This is a genomic window from Sphingorhabdus sp. (genome assembly GCF_050921905.1).
Lineage (GTDB): Bacteria > Pseudomonadota > Alphaproteobacteria > Sphingomonadales > Sphingomonadaceae > Sphingorhabdus_B.
Genome location: NZ_CP050888.1, coordinates 1,531,023 through 1,554,949, shown reverse-complemented (window position 1 = coordinate 1,554,949; position 23,927 = coordinate 1,531,023). Strand labels below are relative to the sequence as shown.

Annotated in this window: 25 protein-coding genes; 7 read left to right on the top strand and 18 right to left on the bottom strand. The window is 55.5% G+C overall.

What is annotated here, in order from left to right; genetic code table 11:
• Positions 1-168 precede the first annotated feature (168 nt).
• From HEQ18_RS07480 to HEQ18_RS07435, 10 genes are read right to left on the bottom strand one after another with little or no spacing between them, the layout of a single operon-like run.
• Positions 169-597, bottom strand: coding sequence for a VOC family protein (locus HEQ18_RS07480; protein WP_397606079.1), 429 nt, complete (start codon positions 595-597; stop codon positions 169-171).
• A gap of 2 nt (positions 598-599) precedes the next feature.
• Positions 600-842 (bottom strand): biotin/lipoyl-containing protein, encoded by a 243-nt coding sequence (locus HEQ18_RS07475; RefSeq protein WP_397606080.1) that lies wholly within the window; start codon positions 840-842, stop codon positions 600-602.
• Positions 839-1,828 (bottom strand): alpha-ketoacid dehydrogenase subunit beta, encoded by a 990-nt coding sequence (locus tag HEQ18_RS07470; RefSeq protein ID WP_432814231.1) that lies wholly within the window; start codon positions 1,826-1,828, stop codon positions 839-841. Before HEQ18_RS07470 ends, HEQ18_RS07475 begins: the two co-directional genes overlap by 4 nt.
• A complete protein-coding gene (locus HEQ18_RS07465; RefSeq protein WP_432814230.1) occupies positions 1,822-2,817 on the bottom strand; it encodes a thiamine pyrophosphate-dependent dehydrogenase E1 component subunit alpha in 996 nt (331 codons plus the stop codon). Before HEQ18_RS07465 ends, HEQ18_RS07470 begins: the two co-directional genes overlap by 7 nt.
• Positions 2,814-4,241 (bottom strand): aldehyde dehydrogenase family protein, encoded by a 1,428-nt coding sequence (locus HEQ18_RS07460; RefSeq protein ID WP_432814229.1) that lies wholly within the window; start codon positions 4,239-4,241, stop codon positions 2,814-2,816. The genes HEQ18_RS07465 and HEQ18_RS07460 overlap by 4 nt, the downstream gene beginning before the upstream one ends.
• Positions 4,238-5,854 (bottom strand): sulfatase-like hydrolase/transferase, encoded by a 1,617-nt coding sequence (locus tag HEQ18_RS07455; protein ID WP_432814228.1) that lies wholly within the window; start codon positions 5,852-5,854, stop codon positions 4,238-4,240. Before HEQ18_RS07455 ends, HEQ18_RS07460 begins: the two co-directional genes overlap by 4 nt.
• A gap of 2 nt (positions 5,855-5,856) precedes the next feature.
• On the bottom strand, positions 5,857-7,338 hold the full coding sequence (locus HEQ18_RS07450) for an aldehyde dehydrogenase family protein (RefSeq protein WP_432814227.1): 1,482 nt from the start codon (positions 7,336-7,338) through the stop codon (positions 5,857-5,859).
• A complete protein-coding gene (locus HEQ18_RS07445) occupies positions 7,316-8,023 on the bottom strand; it encodes an SDR family NAD(P)-dependent oxidoreductase (RefSeq protein ID WP_397606086.1) in 708 nt (235 codons plus the stop codon). Before HEQ18_RS07445 ends, HEQ18_RS07450 begins: the two co-directional genes overlap by 23 nt.
• Entirely contained in the window at positions 8,023-8,793 is a 771-nt protein-coding gene (locus tag HEQ18_RS07440) for an SDR family NAD(P)-dependent oxidoreductase (RefSeq protein ID WP_432814226.1), read from the bottom strand. Before HEQ18_RS07440 ends, HEQ18_RS07445 begins: the two co-directional genes overlap by 1 nt.
• Positions 8,790-9,488, bottom strand: a complete 699-nt coding sequence (locus HEQ18_RS07435; RefSeq protein ID WP_397606088.1) for a GntR family transcriptional regulator — start codon at positions 9,486-9,488, stop codon at positions 8,790-8,792. The genes HEQ18_RS07440 and HEQ18_RS07435 overlap by 4 nt, the downstream gene beginning before the upstream one ends.
• Before the next feature lie 33 nt (positions 9,489-9,521).
• On the opposite strand from HEQ18_RS07435, the gene HEQ18_RS07430 reads away from it, so the two are divergent.
• The 3 genes from HEQ18_RS07430 to HEQ18_RS07420 all read left to right on the top strand — a co-directional run bounded on the left by HEQ18_RS07430 (position 9,522) and on the right by HEQ18_RS07420 (position 13,012).
• Positions 9,522-10,133, top strand: a complete 612-nt coding sequence (locus HEQ18_RS07430; RefSeq protein WP_432814225.1) for a hypothetical protein — start codon at positions 9,522-9,524, stop codon at positions 10,131-10,133.
• Positions 10,134-10,370: 237 nt separating this feature from the next.
• Complete coding sequence (locus HEQ18_RS07425) at positions 10,371-11,729, top strand: hypothetical protein (protein WP_432814224.1); 1,359 nt, start codon at positions 10,371-10,373, stop codon at positions 11,727-11,729.
• A gap of 107 nt (positions 11,730-11,836) precedes the next feature.
• On the top strand, positions 11,837-13,012 hold the full coding sequence (locus HEQ18_RS07420; protein WP_432814223.1) for a hypothetical protein: 1,176 nt from the start codon (positions 11,837-11,839) through the stop codon (positions 13,010-13,012).
• Positions 13,013-13,026: 14 nt separating this feature from the next.
• Here HEQ18_RS07420 and HEQ18_RS07415 read toward each other — a convergent pair whose 3' ends face one another.
• A complete protein-coding gene (locus HEQ18_RS07415) occupies positions 13,027-13,353 on the bottom strand; it encodes a DUF6481 family protein (RefSeq protein WP_432814222.1) in 327 nt (108 codons plus the stop codon).
• 157 nt (positions 13,354-13,510) lie between these two features.
• Complete coding sequence (locus HEQ18_RS07410) at positions 13,511-14,833, bottom strand: NupC/NupG family nucleoside CNT transporter (protein ID WP_432814221.1); 1,323 nt, start codon at positions 14,831-14,833, stop codon at positions 13,511-13,513.
• Positions 14,834-14,941: 108 nt separating this feature from the next.
• On the opposite strand from HEQ18_RS07410, the gene HEQ18_RS07405 reads away from it, so the two are divergent.
• Genes HEQ18_RS07405 through HEQ18_RS07390 form a run of 4 tightly spaced genes read left to right on the top strand, consistent with a single transcriptional unit; the run spans position 14,942 to position 17,204 of the window.
• Positions 14,942-16,189, top strand: a complete 1,248-nt coding sequence (locus tag HEQ18_RS07405) for a pilus assembly protein TadG-related protein (protein ID WP_432814220.1) — start codon at positions 14,942-14,944, stop codon at positions 16,187-16,189.
• A gap of 4 nt (positions 16,190-16,193) precedes the next feature.
• On the top strand, positions 16,194-16,667 hold the full coding sequence (locus tag HEQ18_RS07400; RefSeq protein WP_432814219.1) for a TadE/TadG family type IV pilus assembly protein: 474 nt from the start codon (positions 16,194-16,196) through the stop codon (positions 16,665-16,667).
• Positions 16,667-17,068: a TadE/TadG family type IV pilus assembly protein gene (locus HEQ18_RS07395; RefSeq protein WP_432814218.1), complete on the top strand. Its 402-nt coding sequence runs from the start codon at positions 16,667-16,669 to the stop codon at positions 17,066-17,068. Before HEQ18_RS07400 ends, HEQ18_RS07395 begins: the two co-directional genes overlap by 1 nt.
• Positions 17,069-17,081: 13 nt before the next feature.
• The gene (locus HEQ18_RS07390) at positions 17,082-17,204 is read left to right on the top strand and encodes a hypothetical protein (protein WP_432814217.1); all 123 of its coding nucleotides are present in this window, start codon (positions 17,082-17,084) and stop codon (positions 17,202-17,204) included.
• Positions 17,205-17,764: 560 nt separating this feature from the next.
• On the opposite strand, the gene HEQ18_RS07385 is transcribed toward HEQ18_RS07390, so the two are convergent.
• The 6 genes from HEQ18_RS07385 to gltX are packed head-to-tail and all read right to left on the bottom strand — an operon-like array spanning position 17,765 to position 23,917.
• The gene (locus HEQ18_RS07385; protein WP_432814216.1) at positions 17,765-18,754 is read right to left on the bottom strand and encodes a HupE/UreJ family protein; all 990 of its coding nucleotides are present in this window, start codon (positions 18,752-18,754) and stop codon (positions 17,765-17,767) included.
• A complete protein-coding gene (locus tag HEQ18_RS07380; RefSeq protein WP_432814215.1) occupies positions 18,751-19,548 on the bottom strand; it encodes a peptidyl-prolyl cis-trans isomerase in 798 nt (265 codons plus the stop codon). Before HEQ18_RS07380 ends, HEQ18_RS07385 begins: the two co-directional genes overlap by 4 nt.
• Positions 19,549-19,559: 11 nt before the next feature.
• Positions 19,560-20,717 (bottom strand): galactokinase, encoded by a 1,158-nt coding sequence (galK, locus tag HEQ18_RS07375; protein ID WP_432814214.1) that lies wholly within the window; start codon positions 20,715-20,717, stop codon positions 19,560-19,562.
• Positions 20,714-21,748, bottom strand: a complete 1,035-nt coding sequence (locus HEQ18_RS07370) for a UDP-glucose--hexose-1-phosphate uridylyltransferase (RefSeq protein ID WP_432814213.1) — start codon at positions 21,746-21,748, stop codon at positions 20,714-20,716. The genes galK and HEQ18_RS07370 overlap by 4 nt, the downstream gene beginning before the upstream one ends.
• Positions 21,735-22,424, bottom strand: a complete 690-nt coding sequence (gene ung, locus HEQ18_RS07365; RefSeq protein WP_397604866.1) for a uracil-DNA glycosylase — start codon at positions 22,422-22,424, stop codon at positions 21,735-21,737. Before ung ends, HEQ18_RS07370 begins: the two co-directional genes overlap by 14 nt.
• Entirely contained in the window at positions 22,421-23,917 is a 1,497-nt protein-coding gene (gene gltX, locus HEQ18_RS07360) for a glutamate--tRNA ligase (RefSeq protein ID WP_432814212.1), read from the bottom strand. The genes ung and gltX overlap by 4 nt, the downstream gene beginning before the upstream one ends.
• Positions 23,918-23,927 lie beyond the last annotated feature (10 nt).

Here is a 23,927-nt window from a genome sequence, read left to right as displayed (position 1 = left end):
GAGACCGAGACCGGAACCAATTATCAATATTATATCTCGCTCACACATAATCATGTCCTCAACGAAAACTTGGTTCTTCCCAGCAGATCGACGGCGCATGAAACCCACCATAGAGCTACCACTGCAGTATCTCATTCGGATCATCGAACCGTGTCTGCGAAAGTAAATTCACAGGCGTGGCTGCTCGATTAGTTCAACAGTCAATCCATCTGGCCCATAGATATATGCTGCGCGTTGCCCCATGGCAGGACCTTGGGCTACGGTGTATGGCTGTGCATCTGATCCGAGGTCCGCCATAACCTCAGTGAGGCAGTCCACCTCAAGGGCCATATGGAAGTAGCCGACGTCACAGACGCGGCGGACTGCTTCGTCGCGCTTAGGTGCTGCATATTCGAGCAGTTCGAAAGTATAGTCGTCACGCGCCACATAGGCGATCTCTCGAACTCTGGCGCCCGTCAGGCCAGTGATGCCGGCGACGGCAGCGGAATCGAATGGTGCAAATCGCGCGCGGGTCTCAAAGCCAAGCTTCGACAGAAATGCCAGCGCTCGATCCATGTCGGCAACGCTGACGCCGACATGTTGAAGGCGTCCGCTCATGGTCATAGGTCAACCTCGACGATGCAAACGACATCGCCAACTTGCGCGTCCTCACCCTCTGCAACATGAATTTCCAGCAGCTTGCCGTCCGCGCTAGCCTCGAACGATTGCGTCACCTTTTCAGTTTCAAAGTCGTAAAGCGCATCGCCGCTTGCAAATACTTCGCCAGCCGATTTGTGCCAAGCAACAATGGTCGCTTCTTCCATATTCATGCCGACACGCGGCAGTTTGAGCTGAATTTTCATATTGCCTCCTGATTTGAAACTAAGGCCAGCACTGTAGAAACAATCCTTTCCGAGTTGGGGTAAACACTGCGCTCCAGCGCAGGGGCGTAAGGCATACAAACGTTTGGAACCGTAACCCGTTTGACGGGCGCTTTCAGAAAATCAAAGCCACGATCGGCCGCAACGGCAGCTATCTGGCTCGCCGCACTGCAACGGTCGCGCGCTTCATCGACAATGACCAGCCGTCGTGTTTTTGCAATGGACGCGAGAATGGTTTCCTCATCCAGCGGAACAAGCGTTCGAGGATCAATAATTTCCGCCTCAACCCCGTTAGCCGCCAACGTCTTAGCCGCTTGATCTGCAAGCTTAACCATTGCCCCAATCGCTACAATAGTGACATCGCGCCCTTCACGACGAATTGCGGCTTTGCCAAAAGAAACAAGGTGTTCGCCATCGGGAACTTCGCCTAGCTCTCCACCCCGACCACCGGGCTCCAGAAAGATTGCTGGATCATTGCTACGCACGGCCGTTTTAAACAGGCCCTTTGCATCACCTGCATTGGAAGGGACAGCCACGTTGATACCGCCCAGGTTCATGAATAACGGATAGGGGCAGTCGGAATGCTGAGCTGCCGTAGACCTACCTCCCCCGAAACCTGCCATGACCGTAATTGGCAGTTTCATTTGACCACCAGTCATCAGATGCAATTTCGACATTTGGTTCGCGATTGCATCAAAGCCGGTGTACATGAAGTTAGAAAACATCATGTGAAGGACAGGGCGCCATCCTGCTGCGGCCATTCCCACCGCCATACCGGTTAGCAATGCTTCGCAAATTGGGGTGTCGCGCACCCGATCAGGTCCGAAATGATCTCTAAGCCCTTTGGTGTCGCCAAACATCGAGATTTCGACATCCTCGCCGAAAAGAATTATGCGGGGGTCACGCTCCATTTCCTCGAACATGGCATCATTGATAGCTTGGATGAACCTGCGCTTTGCCATTACCATGCATCCACTTCTGAAAACATCATTGACTTGACTAACGCAGGGTCCGGATCCGGTGCGGCTTGCGCGCGTGCGGCCGCTGCGTCTATTATCTTTCTGACTCGCTCGCGAACTAACACGATCTCTTCTGTCGCCATCCCCGTTTCAGCCAAAAGTGCAGCAGCGCGGTCCAGCGGGTCACGTGCCACCCAGCTCGCGACCTCTTCCTCGCTTCGATAGGATTGCGACAAGAAATTGATCTCGGCCTCGACATGACCACGTGTTCGGTAGGTATGCGTTAGCAGAAGGCCAGGTCCGCCATCGTTCCGCATAGCTTCGATCATTTCGCCGGCAGCTCGCCAGACGGCGCCCACATCATTACCATCGACTTCTTGCGCCGGAATTCCGAAAGGCTGGGCACGATCGAGAATATTTCCGCTGGTCACTACTTCCGATCGGGTAAATTCGGACCATCCATTATGCTCGCAGACCAGCAACAAGGGAAGCTTCCAGAGCGAAGCCACGTTCATCGCTTCCATCAATGTGCCCTGGTTGGCCGCGCCGTCGCCAAAAAAGCATGCGGCTACTTTTCCCTTTCCATCCAGCTTCGCAGCAAATGCAGCGCCAGTCGCAATCCCTAGGCCGCCGCCAACAATGCCATTTGCGCCCAATATGCCGCGCGATAAATCCGCAACATGCATGGTGCCTCCAAATCCGCCGCAGACACCGTCTGCCTTGGCGTGAATTTCTGCAATCATGGCATAAGGGTCGCCTCCTTTGGCGAGGAAATGTCCATGTCCTCTGTGGGTGCTGGTTATCCAGTCTTCGTCGCTGAGATGAGCGCAAATGCCGACCCCCGAAGCTTCCTGCCCGATATAAAGGTGAACACCTGCCGGCAGTTCGCCAGCCCTAAACTGAGCGCCAAGATATTCTTCGGTCTCTCGAATGACGAGCATCCGCTCATACATGGACAGCAGCGTTTCCTGACTGGGATTCTGATAGTCGTTTCTCACAAGCTCACCACCGTTGTTGTTATCTGAGAATAGAATTCAAGGGACTCGCGACCTCCTTGAGCGCCAATTCCAGAGCGCCCATGTCCCTGGAGAGGAGTGGAAAAATCGCGGACTTGCCAGCAGTTCACCCATTTGATGCCAGCCTTCAGGCCCGCCGCTGTCCGATGCGCGCGCGCCAGGTCGCGGGTCCACACCATAGTTGCAAGCCCGAACTCAGTATCATTGGCGCGCGCGATGGCTTCGACCTCCGTGTCGAACGGGGCAATATGAACAACCGGACCAAATGTTTCCTTGCGCGACAATTCGGCATCGTCGGACAAACCAGTCAGGATCGTAGCGGGATAAAATGCACCCTCACCTTCGGGTAAAGCTCCGCCAATGATGCAACGTGCTCCCACCTCAATGGCGCGCTTGACCGCCTCGTGTACATGCGACCTATGTTCCTGGGAAATAAGAGGGCCAAGCACCTGACCTGCCGCAATCGCTGTCAGCTTTGATAGAAAGGCCTCGAAAACCCTTCTTTCCACATAAAGTCGTTCTATTGAGAGACAGACTTGACCACTGTTCGCAAAAGCCGCCATGGCGCAAGCCTGAGCAGCTTTATCGAGATCAGCGTCAGCGAACACCAACCCGGCATTCTTGCCGCCCAACTCGAAAAGAACCGGACGCAATCCATCGGCAGCAGACTTCATGATGGATGTAGCGCTTCGCCCTTCACCGGTGAAGCCGAAGCCATCAATTCCAGGGTGCGCCGCCAGTATTGATCCGGTGGAATTTGCCCCCATTCCATGAACAACATTGAAGACACCAGCAGGCAGCCCTGCGTCATGAAAAATCTCTGCAAGCAATGTAGCCGACGATGGGGAGTGTTCCGATGGCTTAGCCACCACGCAGTTCCCCGCTGCCAGTGCGGGAGCAAGGTTAAGTGCCAGCAAGAGCAAAGGAACATTCCAAGGAGCAATGATAGCTACAACGCCAAGTGGATGACGGCTTGTATAGGCCAGTGTTTGTGGCGCATTTTCGCGGGAAATGTTCGGCGATACGGCCCGGCCATGCCAAGCGTCATCTTTTGCCGTTCGCAACAAGGTCGCATATAAGCGGAAGGTTTCAATAGTTCGTGCCACATGAGCAGCGAGAACCTGCTCCCTAGGGCGGCCTATATCCGCCACTTCTGCGTCTGCAAGGTCGTCAGCACGCGCCGCGATTGCGTCGGCTAGGCGTTCTAACAGCTCCGCGCGGTCATTGCGGTCCCATTTCTCCCAGTCGCATTTTGCTTCCCGAGCAGCGCAAACCGCCAAGTCAACTATGGACTCATCCGCTTCATGCACCAGCGCAACAAGGTTTCCATCCACAGGAGAGCGCTTCACAAAGGTGCGCGGCCCGGTAACAAATTGACCCCCAATAAACGCAGAAATATTCTTCATTTTCCGGATTCTTCGGCAAGGGCAACCGCAAGCTCTTCGGCATTCCGGATTCCCAGCTTGATACCGCGCGTCACCTGAGTGTCGGTTCGGCGTTCGATAGTGGCCTCACTCTCGGTCACCCGACGGGGGCGCAAGGCCCATTCGCACAAGGCAGCTTCGAGTTCGGCACGGATAGATGCGCAATGTGGATCCAAGGCGCGATCTTCCAGTTCGCCAGGATCATTTTCGAGGTCAAACAACAATGGTTCAAAACCCGGACATGCGATCAATTTCCAACGCGCGCCTACAACGGCAACGATACCTGTCTTGTTGATGGGCTGCGCCAGCTCCCTGCGAAACCGCATGGTTGCATAGTCATATTCGCAAAAGCTGTAGCTCCGCTCTCCCGTCCCGCCAGCCAAAAGGGGCAGAAGCGAGCGGCCTTCGAGGCGGGGGTGGCAGGCATCGCCACCCGCCAAATCGACAAAGGTCGGCAATAGATCGATGGATTCAACAAGATCCTCGTTTACGGTCCCGCGTGTCTGGTCCGCATGTTTACCGGGATCGACAACAATGAGGGGTACGCGAATGGAGGCTTCGTGCAGAAACTCTTTTTCGCCAAGCCAGTGGTCGCCAAGATAGTCGCCATGATCCGACGTGAATATGATCAGTGTGCTTTCGAATAGACCGCGGTCCTTCAATGCAGAAAATAGAACACCAAGCTGATCATCAAGCTGTTTAACCAAGCCCATATAGGCAGCAACCACAGGAACCCGGACCCCTTCGTCAGAAAAACTCTGGCTCACCCGTCGCCGCTGGAAGCCAGCAAACACCGGATTTTGCGTCGAGAGTTCTTCGGCGGCCCGAACCGCGGGTATAACGTCGGCTGCCGAATACATTGCGTGGTAGGGTGCAGGAGCAATATAGGGCCAGTGGGGCTTGATATAGCTTAAGTGCAGGCACCATGGATGATCAGCCATCGCATCGATGCATTCGATCGCACGGCGGGTCAGGTAAGGCGTCTCGCTGTCTTCCTCACGTACCCGAGCTGGATAAGGTGCTGTCTCAAGAAGCCAGCCAGAAACGACCTCGCCATCAATCTCCACCGAATTTACCCAATCATGCCACGGGTTGTCACCCCCATAGCCGCGGTCTCTTAGATAACGATTATAGTCAGCACCGAACCTTTTTGCGGCCGGCCAATGGTCGAGGTAAATTCCTTCTTCACGCGAATATGTCTCGAATCCCGCTTCGGCAACGAGCAAGCCAGACCCGGATGTGGGTTCAATTTTGCGCTTCTCCATGCCTTCCAAATCGGCGCGCATGTGCGTCTTACCGACCAGCACTGTGCGATAGCCTATGGGACGCAGATAATCCCCGATTGTCCATTCATCCTGTCGGAGAGGCGTGTCATTGAGGGTCGCACCATGAGAAAGAACATAGCGGCCGGTGTAAACGCTCATCCGCGCCGGCCCGCATACCGCCGATTGCGCATAGGCACGATTGAAGAGAACTCCGCGCGACGCCAGCCAGTCAAGGTTCGGCGTCTTCAATGTCGGATGGCCGTAACATGAAAGATAATCAGCGCGGAGCTGGTCTGCCATGATGAACAGTATATTGGGCTTGGATGCCATCGTCAGCACGCCGTTGCGGGAATGAAGCCCACTTCTGTAAAGACATGCTTGGTCTCCATGAAGACATCGAGGCCCATCATCCCATGAAGTCGGCCGATGCCACTTTGCTTATACCCACCGGTTTCTGCTTCAGCGAAGAGACGATTGTGAGAATTGATCCACACCGTGCCCGCCTTTATTGATCTGGCAATCCGTTGGGCCCGCGCACCGTCGCGAGTCCAAACGCTGGCTGCAAGACCATAATCTGTCGCATTCGCGCTATGTGCTGCCTCTTCTTCGCTCATGAATCTCTCGATCGTTACGATCGGGCCAAACAGCTCGTCACGCGCGAGGGGATCGGCGATGTCATCCACAGCGATCAGGCTCGGACTCAAGTAGCACCCTCGCGCGGGAGTTCCGATCGGGGGAGAGCCGTGCACAAGCACATTTGACGCGCCTTCAACAATCGCAATCAAGCGATCCCGGTTGGTCATATCGATGACCGGCCCCATTTCAGCTTGAGGGTCATCAGCTGGACGGACTTTTAATGCCCGAAAGCGTTCGGCCAACCGATCGGCGACTTCGTTATATGCCGAGGCTTCAACCAGTACCCGCGTTACGGCAGTACACATCTGGCCAGCCGCTGCCGTTGCTCCACGGACGATTTCCGGAAGTGCTCGTTCGAGATCGGCATCGGCGAACACTAAAGCCGGCGCTTTTCCGCCCAGTTCCAAATTGAGGCGCTTCAATGTCGCCGCAGAGGCCTCAAATATCCGTCCCGCAGTGTGCCTGGAACCCGTAAAGCTAATCGCATCGACCTGCCGATGAGCGACGAATGCTTGTCCGACTTCACTGCCCCGCTCATTGACAGAATTGACGATGCCGCGCGGCAAGTCGGAGACTGATGTCAGCGCCTTGATCATCAAAGCATTGGTCGCGGAGGTCTGAGGCGCTGGCTTTATGACGACTGAGCATCCCGCCGCTAGCGCTGGACCCAGGCTGCGAATGAGCAAGGTAATCGGCGCATTCCAGGGAACGATAATTGCTGCGACACCAATCGGCTCGCGACTGAATATCGAAAGCTGACCCTCGCCGACCTCTTGGACGCGGCCAAAGATAGTGCGGGCAACACCGGCATAATAGCGCAATTCAGAGACGGCAGCATTGACCTCGCCTTGTAACTCCGCCGTCCTCTTTCCACATTCCGCAACGGCCGTTGCCACTAATGGCTCTCTGATCTTCTCAATCGCGTCCGCCATAGCGAGTAGGACCGAGGCACGCCTGCGAGGATTGTTGGCCCAACCGCCAACCTCGAATGCACGGCGCGCGGCAGATACAGCGGCATTCGCGACGTCGATGCTGCCAGCAGCATAAACGCTCGCAACGTCGCCGTTCGATGGATTAATCGTTTCCAGCGTTTCGGAACTGCTCTGCCAGTGCCCATCTATGTAATTTTGCGCAACTTCGTACTTCATCATTTCCTCACACAATACGCCACCCGCCATCTACACCAATCGCTTCTCCCGTCAGATAGGAGGCATGGTCCGACACCAGCCAAGCGGCCACTTCTGCAATTTCCGACGGGGCTGCCATGCGACCCATTGGAACAAAAGGTTTCGGGAAATCGGGCATAGAATCGTCTGCAGCTATCGTTGCCGCCATTCCTGTATCGACCAGCCCAGGACAGATTGCGTTGATGCGTATGCCCCGAGCGGCATATTGCACCGCTGCGCCCTTGGTTAGTCCCAGCACGCCATGTTTCGCGGCAGAATAAGCTGGATTCTTGGGTGCTGCCAAAAAGCCAGCTACCGAAGCGATGTTCACGATGGCGCCGCCTTGCCCGGACATTGCCGTTAGCTCGTGCTTCATGCACAGGAAAACACCTTTGAGATTTACCCCAAGTGCGCGATCCCATTCGGCTTCTTCGACATGTTCTAGTAGTTTTCCGAATGGTCCCAATATGCCGGCATTATTGACCGCAATATCGAGGCGGCCATGCCTCCCGATAACCGAAGAGACCATTGCATCGACTTGGGCTTCACTTGCCACATCACAACGGACATCTGCGTCTTCCGACAGATCAGCGGTTACTACAGTTGCGCCCTTTGCAGAGAAATTGTCTGCAATCGCCCGGCCAATTCCCGCGGCGCCTCCTGTTACAAGGGCAACCTTGCCTTCCAATCCCAACATCAGATATTCACCGACCCGCCATCGATCAGCATAGTCTGCCCGGTCATAAAATCACTGTCGGCCGAACATAAGAAGATCAATCCGCCAAGAAGGTCGTTCGGATAGCCATCGCGCTTAAGTGCTCTGCTAGCGACGACTCGATCGCGGTTCGTATCAAGATGCTCCTGGTTTTCGCTGATCGAATCCGACAGGATCAGGCCAGGTGCAAGAGTGTTGATGTTCAGATTGTGCGCCCCTAACTCCCGTGCCAAGGCCCTCGTAAAGCCCAGCATTGCTCCCTTGGAAGTCACATAGTGCGACATGAAGGGAAGCCCCTTATAGGCGCTGCCCGAAGAGATGTTGACGATCTTCCCGCGTCCCTTGGCAATCATGAGAGGCGCAACATGCTTGACCATCAGAAAAGGGCCGCGCACGTTGACCGCCATAACCTTGTCCCACAACGCCACGTCCATATCGGTCACCTTGACATCGCCTAGCGTCGCGAAAATGGCGGCATTATTGACCAGTATGTCAACGTCGCCTGCCCATGAAACCACTGAACCGACAGTTGCCTTAACCTGATCTTCGTCGCTGACATCCAACTGAAATGCCCGGGCCACATCACGGCCTTGGGATGCGCACAGTTGCTCGGCCAATGCCTGCCCGTCCTCAATGTCCAGTATCGCAACCTTCGCGCCCGCTTCTGCAAGGGCATGGGCATAATGCACTCCTATACCCTTTGCTCCGCCAGTCAAAATTGCCGATCGGCCCTCCAGTTTTCGTTCGGTCATGAGCGCCCCGGGAAGTGAGTGGTTATCAGGGAAAGTTCGTGAGCTATCATCTGCATCCGCGCCCGCTCAGGATCGCGTGATTCAAAGGCACTGACGATTTCGTGGTGATACCAGCAGGCCCGCTCCATCGACTGGGAAAGTGACGCATCGAGCCGACCCAGAACATTGAATGGCGAGCTTAGCGCAGTTTCAAGAATCCGTTCACCTCTCGGACTGTCAGCCGCGCGCCAAATAAGAGCGTGAAACTCGCGATTCAATTCGTCGAAGAGGGAATGGGCAGCATCGCCTTGTTCGCGCACCGCACGCTCCATGCGGTTGGATAAATCCCTCAAATATAAAATCTCGGAATCATCCAATCGGGTTGCTGCCCGAGCTGCGGCCCGGCCTTCGATCAACGCCTTCAGTTCCATGATTTCGACGCGGCCATCCTCGTCAAACTTGGCGACGACATGTTTGCGATAACGCTCCATGACGACAAGGCCTTCGGCGCTTAATCGACCGATAGCTTCTCGAACCGGAGTTCGGCTCACACCAATTTGCAGGGCCAACTCAGCCTCAGGAAGACTTTGTCCAGCTACCAAATGCCCTTGGAGGATCCACTCCCTGAGCGTCCGATAGGCGACATCGACGGTTTTTGGCAGCTCGGAATTCGCCGGAGCGACTTTTCTGCTACCCCCAACCATTTTCTTCATCATAGTATCTCCCGTTGAAAGAACGTTTTGCCGAGCTTGAAACAGGGCGACGACGGACGACACTCGACAGAATTCCTTTTCAGCATTGTCGAATCTGAACTTTCCCTATTTTGGTATACTGTAATGGCATGCGACGCAACACAATTAGTCATTTGTGCTGATTTATTCATTTTTAGTATACCCTTTGGGATTTTCTGTGCATTCCCCAATCGGAGCAACAAGCTCGGCAGTGCATCAATAAAGTGCATCTATTCGCCCGGTCGGGACCCTAAGTGGTATTTACATTCATCGGCAACATTTAAGTGCGGCGACGAGATTGGGCAGCATGAAGCGGACGGGATTGCCAAGCGCATCGGTGGCGGCATGAACCTTGGTGCTCAGGCCGCCTTTTGGCCGTCGCAGCGCGTGAGGTTCAAACCGGTCTTCGGATTGATCGCTTTTTTTTGGGGCACCGGCACTGTGCTGGTGGGCACGCATGAGTGTGCTGTCAACGAGGATGTATTCAAAGTCGGCGTCTTGGTTCAACACCTTGAAAAGACTCTCCCAAATGCCGCGACGACACCAGCGGTTGAAGCGCTGGTAAACGGTGTGCCATGTTTTCAGACACGCGGCGCGTTATCAAATCTCATCCAACATGCATCCAGGTAAATGTGAACCATATTTTACTATTGTGCATTTGCCTTACGTCGCGCCGTTGTGCGAGACACATGCGCATCAGAGCTCCCCTGCTGCCGAACGACTGTCATGGCAACATTCTGAATTGAGCACTGAGATTGGTTCTGCGAGGAAATGATGGCAACGCGAAACGCTCTAAGGCCTTTGCGCCTCGTGATATTAATGGCTGTGCTAACCGCAGGCTGCGCCCCGGTGCAGATGAAAGGTGCGATGACGGGGATCGGTCGGCCGGTCGAAGCGGACGGCTTTGCTTCCGTGCGCCACAATCCGCTTTCGGCTGCCGCCCATTACGAAGTTGCTATGGGTTTCCTGAGCGGGCCGTCTGTGACGCGGGGTGATCTGGAAATGGCGTTGAGCGGTTTTCAGACAGCCGCGAGATTGGCGCCAGATTTGTGGGAACCGCTCGCGGGGGCATCTGTGACATCCTACCAACTTGGCAATATCCGAGAGGCCATGGATCTTATGGCCCAAGCTGTAGAGCGGCGCGGCAAGCCAGGCCCGATGGCTGTTCCCTTGGCGCTGCTGGCATATCGCGCAGGCGAGCCAGAATTCGCGCGTGTGGCCTTGGCCCAAGCGGACCGCGCGTCGGACTTAGATACCGCAGGGCTCGGATTTCTGGATGCGGCGTTTGCGGGAACAAGCTGGCGCCCTGTATCATCACAAGCTTCGTCCGCTAGCCGCTCCGAATTACCGGCCACTGCCCCATCATCAATCAGCACAGCACCCGATGCCGTGGTTGGCGCAGGTGAAGGCGTGGTGATCGAAGCGTATCTGATCCGTGAAAACCGCACATCAACGGGAAATAGGGGCCTTAATCTGCTTGATGGGCTTTCTGTCCAGTTCGGCGGAACTTTGCTCAATTACAATTATGATCTGGCAGGGGCTGATGCGAGCACGCAGACGGGGAACCTCACGGTCACTGCCCCTGCAATCAATTATTCGCTCAACCTCGCGTCGAGCAGCAGTTCACGCGTCACGCTTGAGGCAAGTCCAGTCGTCCTCGCCCGCGAAGGCCGCAAATCCAAATTCTCCGAAGGTGCATCGGTCTTGATCGTTCCCCTCTCGGACAGGAGCCAGCCGATTGAACGCAATGTCGGTGTGACGTTGGAAGTAACGCCGCAGCGGATTGGTCCAACTGACGTAGATCTAGACGTGGTTTTGGAAATGTCGAATATTACCGGACAGTCTGCCGTGAATGTCGGGCGGGGGGCAAGTATACTTGAGACCGACAAAACCCTTGTCGAAGTGTCCGTGAAGCTACCTTATGGTAAGGCGATAGTGGTCGGATCGGGGGATTCCCTGAATCGGCGCAGCACCAACAACCGTTCGGTAACGCCGATCGCTTTTCCGGGGCTTTCGCGTCGCGGCATGTCGGTTGATCGTCGCGAAGTTCTGGTCGTGCTCACGGTTCGGCCACCCAATGGTCAAGGCTTTTCAACGCGCAGCCCCGCCGAATGGAGCCAAATGCTTTTTGGGGCAGCTTTGCTTTCGCCTACGCAATATGGACGACGCCCGTCAGAAGCACCCGCGCCGGTTATCAACCTATTATTACCTGCGAAATTGGGATGAATTTAGCATCGGCGCCGCGGCAAAACCGGCATCATGCAACGCCATAATCAGTCAATTGCGACACCGAATGACAATCTTGCGAACAGCCGTTTTAGAGGATTTTTTTGATGAAAATATATACAATATGCAAGGCAGCCTCTGTTGCATTGCTGATGGGAACGTCCGGAGCATTATCTGCGCAGGATATTGACGCGAACGCGAGCGCCTATGCGGATTATGAACCCGATGTCGACAGCATGAGTGCGTCTTATCAAAGCTATTTTGCGGTGAAAGATCCCAAAGGCGCCGATGATACCGTCTACAATATGTCATTTAGCAGCGGCGGCGATGTCTACAAAAACGTGGACTCAATGCCAAACCCGATCACCTATACAGACACGACCGCCGCGCAGAAAATCGGCTATGCAAGCAATCTGTGCGCCACGCAGGTTGCGTATAACACGCTCAAAGCAAAAGGGGTTGCGCTCACGTCTGACCAAGAGGCCAAATATGAGCGGGTCCGCGATAAATTCTGCCTTTTGGTCAACAGAGCAGCAAAGCTGCAGCAACGGATTGAAAAGTTCAATGACATCAAAGACAATGGGATAACGTTATTTCAACGCTATGCGCGTGCCACGCCCAGCTATGACGGGTATGATCGAACCATACAAATGGGAATGCAGTTGCAGTTTTTTCCCTTCATATCGAACATTTGTGGATCGCCCGATGGCGACCAGACAACAACGATAACGACAGAGCTGGATTATTGTAAATCGAACATGCAGTCCGCTGCCTCTGGGCTTTCCTCCAAAGGGCTCGATAAAAGCAAGCTTGAAGAGCGCTTTGTATATGCGTCCTGGCTGCAATGGTCCGATGATGGCCGCCAACCGCTCAACGTCGTCAAACGTCTCCGGGAAATGAAGGGCTCCGACACCGGGTCCTGCGGAAAAATTATTCCCATCAAAATCATCTATGGCGGACATGTGACGGCGACGCTCTATCTTGGTGTTGACAGTATCGACGGGGATACGATCAACCTTAAAGCCTGCGCGGTTTTCCATTATAGCGGTGATGACAAAACGGTTGGCCTAGGGACCGTTTCGTTCACAGCGCCCTTCGGTTATCTTGGACAGCTTGAGGCCATGCGCGACAAAGCCAAGGATAATGTCTCCGCCAAGGTAGTGAGCAAGATCGACGCACGCGTTAGCAATCTTCTGGGCGACAAAAGCAAAATGCAGAGCATGCTCTACACAATCGACAAAATGAAAATATTGATGGAGACGATCAAGCAGCAAGCCGCGTGATTTTATAGCGCCCGCTATTTCTTGCCTTTGCGGCCTTTTCTCGCTGCATATTTGGCATCGCGTTCCAGCTTGCGTTCTTCGTCGGTTTTTGTCGGCACGTCGGGCTCTACCGACATTTGCGCACGTTCCAGCTTCGCGGCCTTTTCCAGTTCGCGGGCCGCCAGCTTTTCGGCGCGGGCTTGTGCTTGCGCTTGTTCGCGCGCTTCGGCGGCGGCGCGTCGTGCGGCAAGTGTTGCTTCGTCGAGCTTTGGTTTTGCGCGCAGCTTATTAACGGCGTCCAGCTTCGCCTTATTGGCTAAGGCTGCACGCTCTTGAAACGACGGCTCTTTGTATGAAGACATATTCTTGTTTTATCCATTGGGTGTGATGGTAAAGCGGCATACGCCAGCGATGACCTTGGATAACGCCTTAAAGGCAAAGACGCCCGACAGCAAATTGCAATCCGATTAAGATTATATGCACGACCGCCAACCAAGCGCCATGATCGGATGAAGCGCATCAGGCCAAGGTGACAAGCCCAATGACTGCGCCTGTCATCGCAGAGGCCATATTGCCGGCGACCCAGCTTTTCATGCCCAAAGCGGAGACCTCTGCGCGCCGTGTCGGGGCGAGCGTGGCGATGGTCGATACCAACAGGCCGACGCTGGCAAGGTTTGCAACCCCGCATAAGGCATAAGTGATGATCAGCTTGCTGCGCGCGTCAAAACTGTCGGCGGGCAGGGCGGCGAGATCAAGATAGGCGACATATTCGTTGAGGATGGTCTTGGTGCCCATCAATGCCCCTGCCGCTGGGGCTTGGTCCCACGGGATGCCAATGCTCCACATCAACGGCGCGAACAGCCAGCCAAAAATGCGTTTGAGGGTGAGCGGCTGTGCATCCACTTGGGGCAGCAAGGCCAGCAACTGGTCGGTCAAATTGACCAAAGCAAATACGACGATGATGATGGCGATGACGGCCAGCACCAATTGGATGCCCTCCATCGTGCCTTTGATGACTGCGTCCATGCTGCTTTCATATTTCAGGTCAGCGTCGGCATCTTCTGCGCTCATGCTGCTATCGCCAGGGACCAGCAGCCGCGCGATGAGGACGGCGGCGGGTAAGGAAATGAGCGAGGCGACAATCATATGGCCAACGGCGTTCGGTACGGTCTTGGACAAGGTGGTGGCATATAGGACAAGGATAGCGCCGGAGATGGTGGCCATGATCAACACCATGATCATGAACAATTCGGCCCGGCTCATCCGTTCAAACCACGCCCGCAGGACAAGCGGGGATTCGACAACGCCCAGAAACATTGTCGCGCCGCCGCCCAGCCCAACGACGCCGCTGACGCCCAAGGTCTTGCGCAACGCCCAGGACAGGCCACGGACCGCAGCGCGCAAGATGCCCCAATGCCATAACAAGGCCGAGAGCGCCGAAAAGACGATGATGAGCGGCAATATCTGAAATGCGACGATGATGGGCTGTTCCACGCCGGGCTTGAGCACAAACGGGATTGGCGCGCCGCCGGTATAGCCGAACATGTAACTTGACCCGACCAATGTCGCCTTTTCCACTGCCGCTACCGCATTGTTGGCATAGCCGACCAGCGTCCAGATAAACGGCACCCGTGTCACCGCCAGCGCGAGCGCAATTTGCACAACAAGCGCGCCAAAAATCCAGCGCCAAGACGGCCGTGCGGCGCGGTCTTCGGAGCATGCCCATGCGAGCGTCAGGATCAACGCGATGCCGATTAACCCCTGTCCCTGCTGCAAATGTCCCTGCTGCAAAATCACCATGTCCGCCCTTATGCTGCCCGTCAGTCGCTTCGCTTTACGCAATGCGCCCTTAAGCTTTTGCTTACCGAATTCTCACAGCAGTTGTTAATTAAATTACGCGATAAAGACCGGCGTAAATGCAGGGATTTTTCGACATCATGGGACATGAACATGCGTAAGTTAGACGGCTTCATGCGCAATCTACGCACCAATGAACGGGGTAATGTATTGATCCTTATGGGTCTTTCCATGCCGTTGCTTGTCGGTCTCGCAGGCCTTGGAACCGACACCATCCAATGGACTTTAATGAAGCAGCAATTGCAGCGAAGTGCCGATTCGGCTGCGTTGAACGGCGCTTATGCCAAGGCACAGGCCAAGAGCGTAAGCGATAATGCCAATAATGATCTGGCCAAAACGCTCGATGCATTTACCGGGGTTGGTGTTACAGTTGAGAACGCACCGACAGCAGGAAAATTTGCCGGTGACCCACGCGCGGTCAAGGTTGTTTTGACCTATAGTAAAGCGCTTCCCTTTTCGAGTTTGTTTTTGTCAGATCCGCCATTGATTACAGTGGAGGCAATTGCTGCGGTCCTGAATAATGGCGACTATTGCGTCATTTCACTTGAGTATACGAACGCAAATGGCGTGACATTTTCGGGCAACTCGACCGTCGATTTGGGTTGCGGTGTCGCGAGTAATTCCACAGGCAGTAGCGCCGTAACCGCAGAAGGTTCGACTTATGTGCGGGCGTCGCCGGTTGCTGCGGTGGGGAATGTGCCCGCCAGTGCGAATTACGCCAATGGGACGCAGCTTGTCCCTTATTCCATCCCGCAACGAAACCCGTTTGCTGCGCTTGGAGATCCAACGGCAGAGGCACCCGCCGTGTGTAGCGGCAATTCGCTGACCGTCGGCAACAAACAAAATATAACGATCAACCCCGGCTGTTTCACTGGTATCAACGTGCGCGGCAAGCTGACCATGAATCCGGGTACCTATTATATCAAAAGTGGGGATTTTGAAACCAATGCCCAATCCGAAATCACCGCCATTGGCGTCACAATCATTTTGACCGGAACCGGGACAGACATTGGACAGGTTAAAATGAACGGCGGCGCGGATATTGAAATGGCGGCTCCGGCAAGCGGCAAATATAAGGGCGTCCTCTTTTTCAAAGATCCCAGCGCGCCTGCATCCTATAATGACGTGTTCAACGGTGGGGCATCGGGGTCGTTTCTAGGCGCAATTTACATGCCCTCACAAACCGTGACATTGAACGGAAACTCGACATTTGCGACCGATTGCCTGCAGATCGTATCGCGTAAAGTGGTCATGACAGGCAACACCACGATTACCAACGACTGTCCCGTCGGGACGGCTGCGGATACCTTTGAGGGCACGCAGGTAAGGCTGGTCGGGTGATTTGATGGCGCATATCAGCAGAGTTTTGAAAGCCGCCCGGCACGATAGCCGCGGGACAAGCACAATTGAGCTGGCGCTGATTTTTCCGGTTGGCTTGCTGCTTTTATTGGGTGCGATCGATTCTGCGATGGGATTCGCCGAAAAGCTGCGGGTAGAGGCTGCGGCCGCCAGAGCCGTGGGGCAGATCACCGCTTTTTCACGCGTGAAGACGGACTATACCGCAAGTCGTGCAGAGGCTGCTGCGGCCGCAAATGTTGCCGTGTCCGACGTGACCGTGACCTATTGGCTTGAGTGCAACAATGCCGTCCAAAGCGCGTTTACGGCAACCTGCACAACGGCTGGCTCTCAGATCGCCCGATTTGTCAAAGTACGCATTCGCGGCAAATTTTCGCCCGCTGTGAATTATGGCAATTTTCTCACCACGGACGCCGATGGCTTTGTTCGGGTTGAGGGCAATGCTTCTGTAAGGATTCAGTGATGCTGTTGTCCAAATATCGCAACAATGACTCCGGCGCATCTGCAACCGAATTTGCGTTGGCGGTGCCGCTTGTTGTGTTGTTGTTTTATGGAATGGCGCAATTCGGGCTTATCTTGCTGGCCAATGCCGGGCTTCGGCACGCCATTGACACGGGCGCACGCGCGACAACGGTCTATATCGGCGCAACACCGATGACCGATGCGCAAATCCGGACGATTGTTTCCAGCAGCTTATACGGCATAACAAATGGCACGGTTTCAACGCCAGCGGTAACCAGGGGGACCAGTAACGGTGTCAGCTATGTCGACATAAGCATTTCTTACACCGTGCCGATTGATCTTATTTTTTACCAATATGGACCAATCGTGCTTCAAGAGAGGCGGCGGGCCTATCTCCCATAAGCAAAAGCATCTTTTGACCCCGACATCCATAACGGCCATTGATCCCGGTTCGAAAACCCAACAAAAAACCGCAGCGGCGGCGATGATCCCTAACGAAAGCGCCAACCCGGCGCTGATCCACAATTTTCTGGCATAGGATAGGCCCTCGGTTGATGCATCATGGCCCGTTATGACGCCTTTTGCCGTGTCGGTGACGGCATCCACTTCCACAGAATTGGTCAGCGTAAAACGCGCGCCGAGTAGCTCCGCGCTGATGGTTGCTTGCGTGCATTCTCGCGTGAATTTGCAGCCATAGATTTGCCCACCGGCCCACATGATTTCCGCTTCCATCATCATGCCGACATTGGGAAGGTTGACCTCTATGATTTCGCCGACGCCTAATTCGGATTTGGTTTCGATAAGCAAGCCTGTATCCAAGATGTCGTGGACCAAAACTGCATCTGACGCAGTGTCGTGTTCCCCGTCTGCAACTTCGAGAAAAAGTTTGTGACGTTGCCGCTTTCGATTGTCGATCGATGTTTCGATTTTTGCTCTTCTCGGCGGCAAAGGCATATTGTAATTCCCTGCGCCTTTGAGGGGTCGCAAGCGCGTTGACAATTTTCCGCAGTGCCAAATATCTATCAGGCACAGAATATGGTAAAAACACTGTGGTTTGAAGATTCCGTTGTGGTCCTAACCCTATGTATTTTCTGCCGCTCAAGCTGGCAGGACGCGTTGCAGCAACCACATGAAGGCGATGCTGCCAATGGCATAAGCGCTTATCATCTGCACGCGGGCAGCATAGAGCGCGTGCACGCGGCGGAGCGCCCATAAGACCAACATCGCCACGGCGACGATGACAAGCTGCCCCGCCTCAACGCCCAGATTGAAGGTCAGCAACGCCATGGGCACTTCGCCCTGCGGCAACCCGATTTCGGCCAATGCCCCTGCAAAGCCAAAGCCATGGAACAAGCCAAATAGAAAAGCGACGACCCATGGGAAACGCTCTGACAAGCGCAGCTCACCGGGTTTGCGCTTCACTATTTCGACGGCAAGGAAAACAATCGACAACGCAATGGCGGCCTCAACTGGCGGGCCGGGGACGCTGATAAGTTCAAGTGTCGTTGCCACTAAGGTCAGCGAATGGGCTATCGTGAAGGCCGTTACCGTTGCCGCCACGCGCCATGCACCATTGAGCAAAAGCACAAGGCACAGCACGAACAATAAATGGTCATATCCCATCAATATATGTTCGACACCTGTTACAAAATAGGTGCGCGCAACCTGCCATCGGTCGGCCTTTTGCAGGATTACAGCAATGGGGTTGGCGGGCGTTAGCCGGGCGGCTTGCGTAATGCCATTCGCGGATTGATAGCGCAGCAAGGCGTCGGCGGGTGTGTTCTCCATACCGCTTAAGCGGACAAAGCGGCCGGCCAATGTTGCGCCGCAATCAATGTCCCAGCGCGCCAGCAAAGCAGCGGTATCCCCGCTGCGCACGGGTTCGGTCGCTGCGCAATCGCGCGGGAATATCGGCACGACGCGCGCGGCAAAGCCGGGCCGGATGGGCGCTTTCCAAGTAATGCTATATTGGTGGGTAACGGCTTCACGCTCACGGATTTCCAGATAGCCCGGTTGCAAGTCATCAGCCAGGGCAACCGACGTGAAGCCAGTCGCGAGCAATAGTAAAAGGAAAAAGCGGACGATCACGGCTTGGCGATGCGAATGTCATATCCGTCAAGCAATGCCTGATAGGCAGCAGCTTCGCGTGAGGCCTGCGTTTCGGCACGCCAGTCGTTGGACACGCGCTGGCGAATGTCCGGTAAAGGTGGTGTTCCCGCCGCAACAACGCCGCGCACGCGGACGGCATGCCAGCCGAAACCGGACTGGACTGGCCCGCTCCAACGCTCTTGCGGCAAATTGCGCAGGCTGTCGGCAAAGCCATCGCCAAATTCACGCGCGATATTGTCTGAGGCGGCTTTTTCCATGCTGGCAGATACGCTCAGCGGCTCCGCCTGCACTTGCTTTCCGGCGTTCAGGGCAAAGATCGATGCTTTGGCGCTGTCTTCATCCTCGCCTAAAAACTGCTGCTCAAAACTGAAGGCCGGTTTTTCGGCATAACGGATTTTGTGCGCCGCATAAAAGCTTTGAAGCGCGGCGTCCGTCGGCTCCATATTCTGGATTTCGGCATTTGCCAGAAATTCCATTTTGGCGCGCAGACGGCGGCGGATGACGGGGTCATCGACGTCAAGGCCAAGGCGCATGCCCTCACGGAAATAGATTTCTTCCTTGATATAATCGCGGATCAGGCTTTCGAGTATTTGCGGCGTTGGCGGGCTGCGCCATGTCTGTTCCCATTGCGAGGCGATCCGCGCGACTTCCGCTTCATTGATCGTGATGCTGCGGTCAAGGCTGTCCTCCCCGCCAAACTGCCCCATGAGCAGAAACAAGGCCGATCCTGCGCCAAGGAAATGCACCAACGGCTCGCGCAGGGCCTGCTTCATCCAATCATATATCATAAAATGGCAACACCGGGGCCGGGACGTTCAACCATGATCATCGGCGCATGGCCATCGGGCGTTACGTATTGCGCCTGAATCGCGGCTTGCACATCCGCCACGTGGGCAATCGGCATGATCGCCACAGCCGCGCCTCCAAACCCTCCACCTGTCATCCGTGCGCCCCCTTGATGACCGATCGCATTTTGCAAGAGCGCTACCAAATCATCCATAGCCGGAACAGTGATTTCGAAGTCATCGCGCATCGATGCATGGCTTTGCGCCATCAACATACCAAGCGCGGCTAGGTCGCTTTTGGCCAGCGCGTCGGCTGCGGCCAATGTCCGCTGGTTTTCGGTAATGACATGGCGTGCGCGTGCGGTTGTGACCGCGTCGAGACGTGCTGCGGCGAGCATATCGAGGTTGGCGTCGCGCAACGCTGTTACCCCCATGGCTGCGGCCGCCGCCTCACATTGACGCCGCCGTGCGTTGTAATGCCCGTCAACCAAGCCGCGCGTGACGCCCGAATGGACGATCATGATCGCGACATCGTCGGATATGCGCGCGTCGGTCATTTGCAAGCTGCGGCAATCGATTAACAACGCATGGCCAGCCTTGCCCTGCGCCGAAATCAATTGGTCCATGATGCCGCATTGGGTGCCGACAAAATCGCATTCCGCTTTTTGCGCTATTTGCGCGAGGCGGCTGTTGTCGATGTCGGTTCCGTTCAGCGCCAAGTTGGCCTTGCCCACCGCTACCGCAAGCGAGGCCGATGACGACAGACCGGCCCCTTTGGGCAGATTGCCCGCAATGGCGATTTTAGCCCCGCTGAGGGCGTGTCCTGCATTTTGGAGGGCAAAGATCATCCCACGCACATAATCAGCCCAGGGCTGGCTTAAATTGCGTTCTGGGGGTGGTGTCAGCGCGAACATGTCGCGCGCATTGTCGAAGTCAGCAGCGACCACGTCGACCTTGTCATCATCGCGCTTGCTGATCGCCACCATCGTCGCCGGGCCAATCGCGCAGGGCAGGACAAAGCCGTCATTATAGTCGGTATGTTCACCGATCAGGTTCACCCGCCCCGGCGCGCGGACGACAAGGTCAGGGGCGTGGCCAAACTGCACCGCAAAGGTGGTGGTCACGCGATCAAACAGCGCTTGGTCCTGCGCGTTCATGGCTGGCTCCGGTAATGGATTTTGGCCGTGGCGCGCAAATGTTCGGCGGCAGTCTCCGGCGTAAGGTCGCGTTGTGCCTCGGCCAGCATTTCATAGCCGACCATGAACTTGCGCACACTGGCCGAGCGCAGCAAGGGCGGATAGAAATGCGCATGCAACTGCCAATGCGGGGCGTCGGGCGTTGCGCTTGGCGCGCCGTGCCAGCCCATCGAATACGGGAAGCTGGTCTGGAACAGATTGTCATAGGCCGTTGTCACGGCCTTCATGATCTGCGCCAGATCATCACGTTGCTCTGACGCGAGGGCATTCAACCGCTGAACGGCAAAGCGCGGCAGCAGCAGGATTTCATAAGGCCAGCTTGCCCAATAGGGCACGACCGCGATCCAGTGGTCATTATGTGCCACCGTTCGTGCGCCGTCTTTGGCCTCTTGTTCGGCATAGGTTAGCAGCATCGCCGATTGATGTTGTTCAAACCAGGCCGCTTGCGTTGCATCTTCACGGGCGGGCTCGGCAGGTATATAATCGGTCGCCCAGATTTGCCCATGCGGATGCGGGCTGGAGCAGCCCATCATCGCGCCCTTATTTTCGAAAATTTGGACATAAGCATGGACGGCGGAAAGTTCCGCTTCTTGCGCGGCCCAAGCGTCGACCACATTGCGGATGTCGCCCACGGACATTTCGGGCAGGGTTTTGCCATGGTCCGGCGAAAAGCAAATGACTCTACAGGTGCCGTTGGCGAGAGCCGCACGAAACAGGGGTTTGTCTTTTTCTACTCTGCACCCTGCGCCGGGCATCAATGCGGCAAAGTCATTGTCGAAAACGAAGACATTTTTGTAGTCAGGATTGCGCAATCCGCCAGCGCGTTCATTGCCCGCGCATAAATAACAATCCGGATCATGCATCGGTCGGACTTTATTGTCGGGCATATCCTGCTGCCCCTGCCACGGCCTTTTGGCGCGATGCGGAGATACTAAAATCCATTCATCTTTCAATGGGTTGAAACGACGGTGGGGCTGCTCATGGAACGACATTGGGCAGTATCCAATCAATCGGCGGGAGTCCGTTGCTAACCAAAAAGGCGTTGCATTGCGAGAAATGTTTGCAGCCCAAAAAGCCGTTATGCGCTGACAAGGGCGATGGATGCGCGGCCTTGAGCAGCAGGTGACGGCTTTTATCCACATTCGCCGCCTTTTTGTGGGCATAAGCGCCCCACAGCATGAAAACGACTGGCTCTGCCTTGTCGTTCACTTGCGCAATAATCGCATCTGTAAATGGCTCCCACCCTTTTTTGCTGTGCGACGCGGCCTTGGCCATTTCGACCGTGAGGACGCTGTTGAGCAGCAACACGCCTTGCCGCGCCCAATGCTCCAAAAAGCCATGAGGCGGGCGCGGGAGGCCCACGTCGCTTTCTAACTCTTTATAAATATTTGAAAGACTTGGCGGCGGACGCACACCCGGCGGCACGCTGAAACACAGGCCATGCGCTTGCCCCGGACCATGATATGGGTCTTGCCCCAAAATGACGACGCGCACTTTGTCCAGCGGCGTCAGCTCAAGCGCGCGAAACCATGCGCCCTGGGGCGGGAAAATCGTCTTGCCTGCGGCGATCTCGGCGTCGAGAAAGCCTTGGAGCGCCAACGTTTCGCCTGTGGTAAGCGCCGACTGCAGCGACGTCTGCCAATCCTGGGGTAAGGATAATGCGGTCATTCGGTCTTTGGCGGCGCGGTCAGCAAATCGGTCCAGGCCTTCATTTCTTTTGATGTGGCAGGGCCAAGCAATTCCATCGCATGGCGCAACCGCTCGCGCATGATGTCGCGGCCCAAATGCGTGATCGCGTCGAACAAGGGCACGCCCTGCGCGCTGCCGGTGATGGCGATGTAAAAAGGCCGGATAACGTCCTTCAACTTTGCGTCCAAGACCTCAGCCGTTCGCCGCAACGTGGCTTCAACGCCTTCCCGGTTCCAGTTGATCAGGCCGTCGAACTGTTGCAAGCCAAGGGTGTAGGCCGCGCGTTGCATATCCTGTTCCAGCTTCACACCATCGCGCAGTCGCTCTGCGCTCATGCCGTCAATCCGGTTCATGAAGAACATCGCGGTCAGCCCGCCAAGGTCCGACATTTTGGTGATCCGCGCCTGCGCCATTTCCGCGATGGGCGTAAGGTAACTGTCATTCAGCGCCCATGCCTTTACCGCATCCAGAAATTCCGAAACGCTGAGTTCCTCGCGCAAATAACGGCCATTGAGCCAATCCAGCTTGGACGTGTCGAACACCGGCCCGCCAAGCGAGATATTGTGGACGTCAAATTCGTCGATCAGTTTCTGCAGTGAGGTTTTTTCATCTTCTTCGCTGGCCGATTTTATGAACAGGCCAAGGAAGTTCTGCATCGCCTGCGGCAAATATCCTGCGCGTTGATAATATAAGATGCTGGTCGGGTTTTTACGCTTCGACAGCTTCGATTTGTCGGCATTGCGGAGCAACGGCAAATGCGTGAGTACGGGCGGTTCCCAACCGAAATATTGGTAGAGCAACAAATGCTTTGGCGCCGATGAAATCCACTCCTCACCGCGCATGACGTGGGTGATACCCATGAGGTGATCGTCGACAACATTGGCGAGATGGTAAGTCGGCAGGCCGTCCGATTTCATCAGCACCTGCATGTCAACGACCGCATATTCGAATTCGATTTCGCCGCGCAACGTATCTTGAACAATGCACGTGCCCGTCGTTGGAATTTTCATGCGGACGACGTGCGAAACGCCGTCGCTATCGCGCTTTGCGATATCGTCAGAGCTGAGGGCTAAACAGGTGCCATCATATTTGGGCGGCTGTTTCGCCGCCATTTGCGCGGCGCGTGAGGCCGCGAGCTTTTCTGGCGTACAATAGCATTTGAAGGCATGGCCGTCGGCCAACAACTGGTCGCAATGCGCGGTGTAAATCGCGCTGCGTTCGGACTGGCGGTAGGGACCATGCGGGCCGCCAACATCGGGACCCTCATCCCAGCTAAGGCCCAACCAGCGCAGCGATTCTAATATCATCTTTTCCGATTGCGGCGTGGACCGTGCCTGATCGGTATCCTCGATACGCAACAGAAACTCGCCGCCGTGCTTCTTGGCAAAGCAATAGTTGATGAGCGCAATATACGCAGTGCCTACATGCGGGTCGCCGGTGGGGGATGGTGCGACGCGGGTACGTACTTTCATGAGAAAAATG

What these genes read in the sequence shown, in the direction of transcription:
- galK (WP_432814214.1), bottom strand. Translation starts at nt 20,717, where the DNA reads ATGAACGCGCAGGACCAAGCGCTGTTTGATCGCGTGACCACCACCTTT.
- HEQ18_RS07405 (WP_432814220.1), top strand. Translation starts at nt 14,942, where the DNA reads ATGCGTAAGTTAGACGGCTTCATGCGCAATCTACGCACCAATGAACGG.
- HEQ18_RS07445 (WP_397606086.1), bottom strand. Translation starts at nt 8,023, where the DNA reads ATGTTGGGATTGGAAGGCAAGGTTGCCCTTGTAACAGGAGGCGCCGCG.
- HEQ18_RS07470 (WP_432814231.1), bottom strand. Translation starts at nt 1,828, where the DNA reads ATGGTAATGGCAAAGCGCAGGTTCATCCAAGCTATCAATGATGCCATG.
- HEQ18_RS07400 (WP_432814219.1), top strand. Translation starts at nt 16,194, where the DNA reads ATGGCGCATATCAGCAGAGTTTTGAAAGCCGCCCGGCACGATAGCCGC.
- HEQ18_RS07455 (WP_432814228.1), bottom strand. Translation starts at nt 5,854, where the DNA reads ATGGCATCCAAGCCCAATATACTGTTCATCATGGCAGACCAGCTCCGC.
- gltX (WP_432814212.1), bottom strand. Translation starts at nt 23,917, where the DNA reads ATGAAAGTACGTACCCGCGTCGCACCATCCCCCACCGGCGACCCGCAT.
- HEQ18_RS07440 (WP_432814226.1), bottom strand. Translation starts at nt 8,793, where the DNA reads ATGACCGAACGAAAACTGGAGGGCCGATCGGCAATTTTGACTGGCGGA.
- HEQ18_RS07425 (WP_432814224.1), top strand. Translation starts at nt 10,371, where the DNA reads ATGACGGGGATCGGTCGGCCGGTCGAAGCGGACGGCTTTGCTTCCGTG.
- HEQ18_RS07475 (WP_397606080.1), bottom strand. Translation starts at nt 842, where the DNA reads ATGAAAATTCAGCTCAAACTGCCGCGTGTCGGCATGAATATGGAAGAA.
- HEQ18_RS07370 (WP_432814213.1), bottom strand. Translation starts at nt 21,748, where the DNA reads ATGTCGTTCCATGAGCAGCCCCACCGTCGTTTCAACCCATTGAAAGAT.
- HEQ18_RS07415 (WP_432814222.1), bottom strand. Translation starts at nt 13,353, where the DNA reads ATGTCTTCATACAAAGAGCCGTCGTTTCAAGAGCGTGCAGCCTTAGCC.
- HEQ18_RS07435 (WP_397606088.1), bottom strand. Translation starts at nt 9,488, where the DNA reads ATGATGAAGAAAATGGTTGGGGGTAGCAGAAAAGTCGCTCCGGCGAAT.
- HEQ18_RS07420 (WP_432814223.1), top strand. Translation starts at nt 11,837, where the DNA reads ATGAAAATATATACAATATGCAAGGCAGCCTCTGTTGCATTGCTGATG.
- ung (WP_397604866.1), bottom strand. Translation starts at nt 22,424, where the DNA reads ATGACCGCATTATCCTTACCCCAGGATTGGCAGACGTCGCTGCAGTCG.
- HEQ18_RS07395 (WP_432814218.1), top strand. Translation starts at nt 16,667, where the DNA reads ATGCTGTTGTCCAAATATCGCAACAATGACTCCGGCGCATCTGCAACC.
- HEQ18_RS07450 (WP_432814227.1), bottom strand. Translation starts at nt 7,338, where the DNA reads ATGGCGGGTGGCGTATTGTGTGAGGAAATGATGAAGTACGAAGTTGCG.
- HEQ18_RS07480 (WP_397606079.1), bottom strand. Translation starts at nt 597, where the DNA reads ATGAGCGGACGCCTTCAACATGTCGGCGTCAGCGTTGCCGACATGGAT.
- HEQ18_RS07380 (WP_432814215.1), bottom strand. Translation starts at nt 19,548, where the DNA reads ATGAAGCAGGCCCTGCGCGAGCCGTTGGTGCATTTCCTTGGCGCAGGA.
- HEQ18_RS07460 (WP_432814229.1), bottom strand. Translation starts at nt 4,241, where the DNA reads ATGAAGAATATTTCTGCGTTTATTGGGGGTCAATTTGTTACCGGGCCG.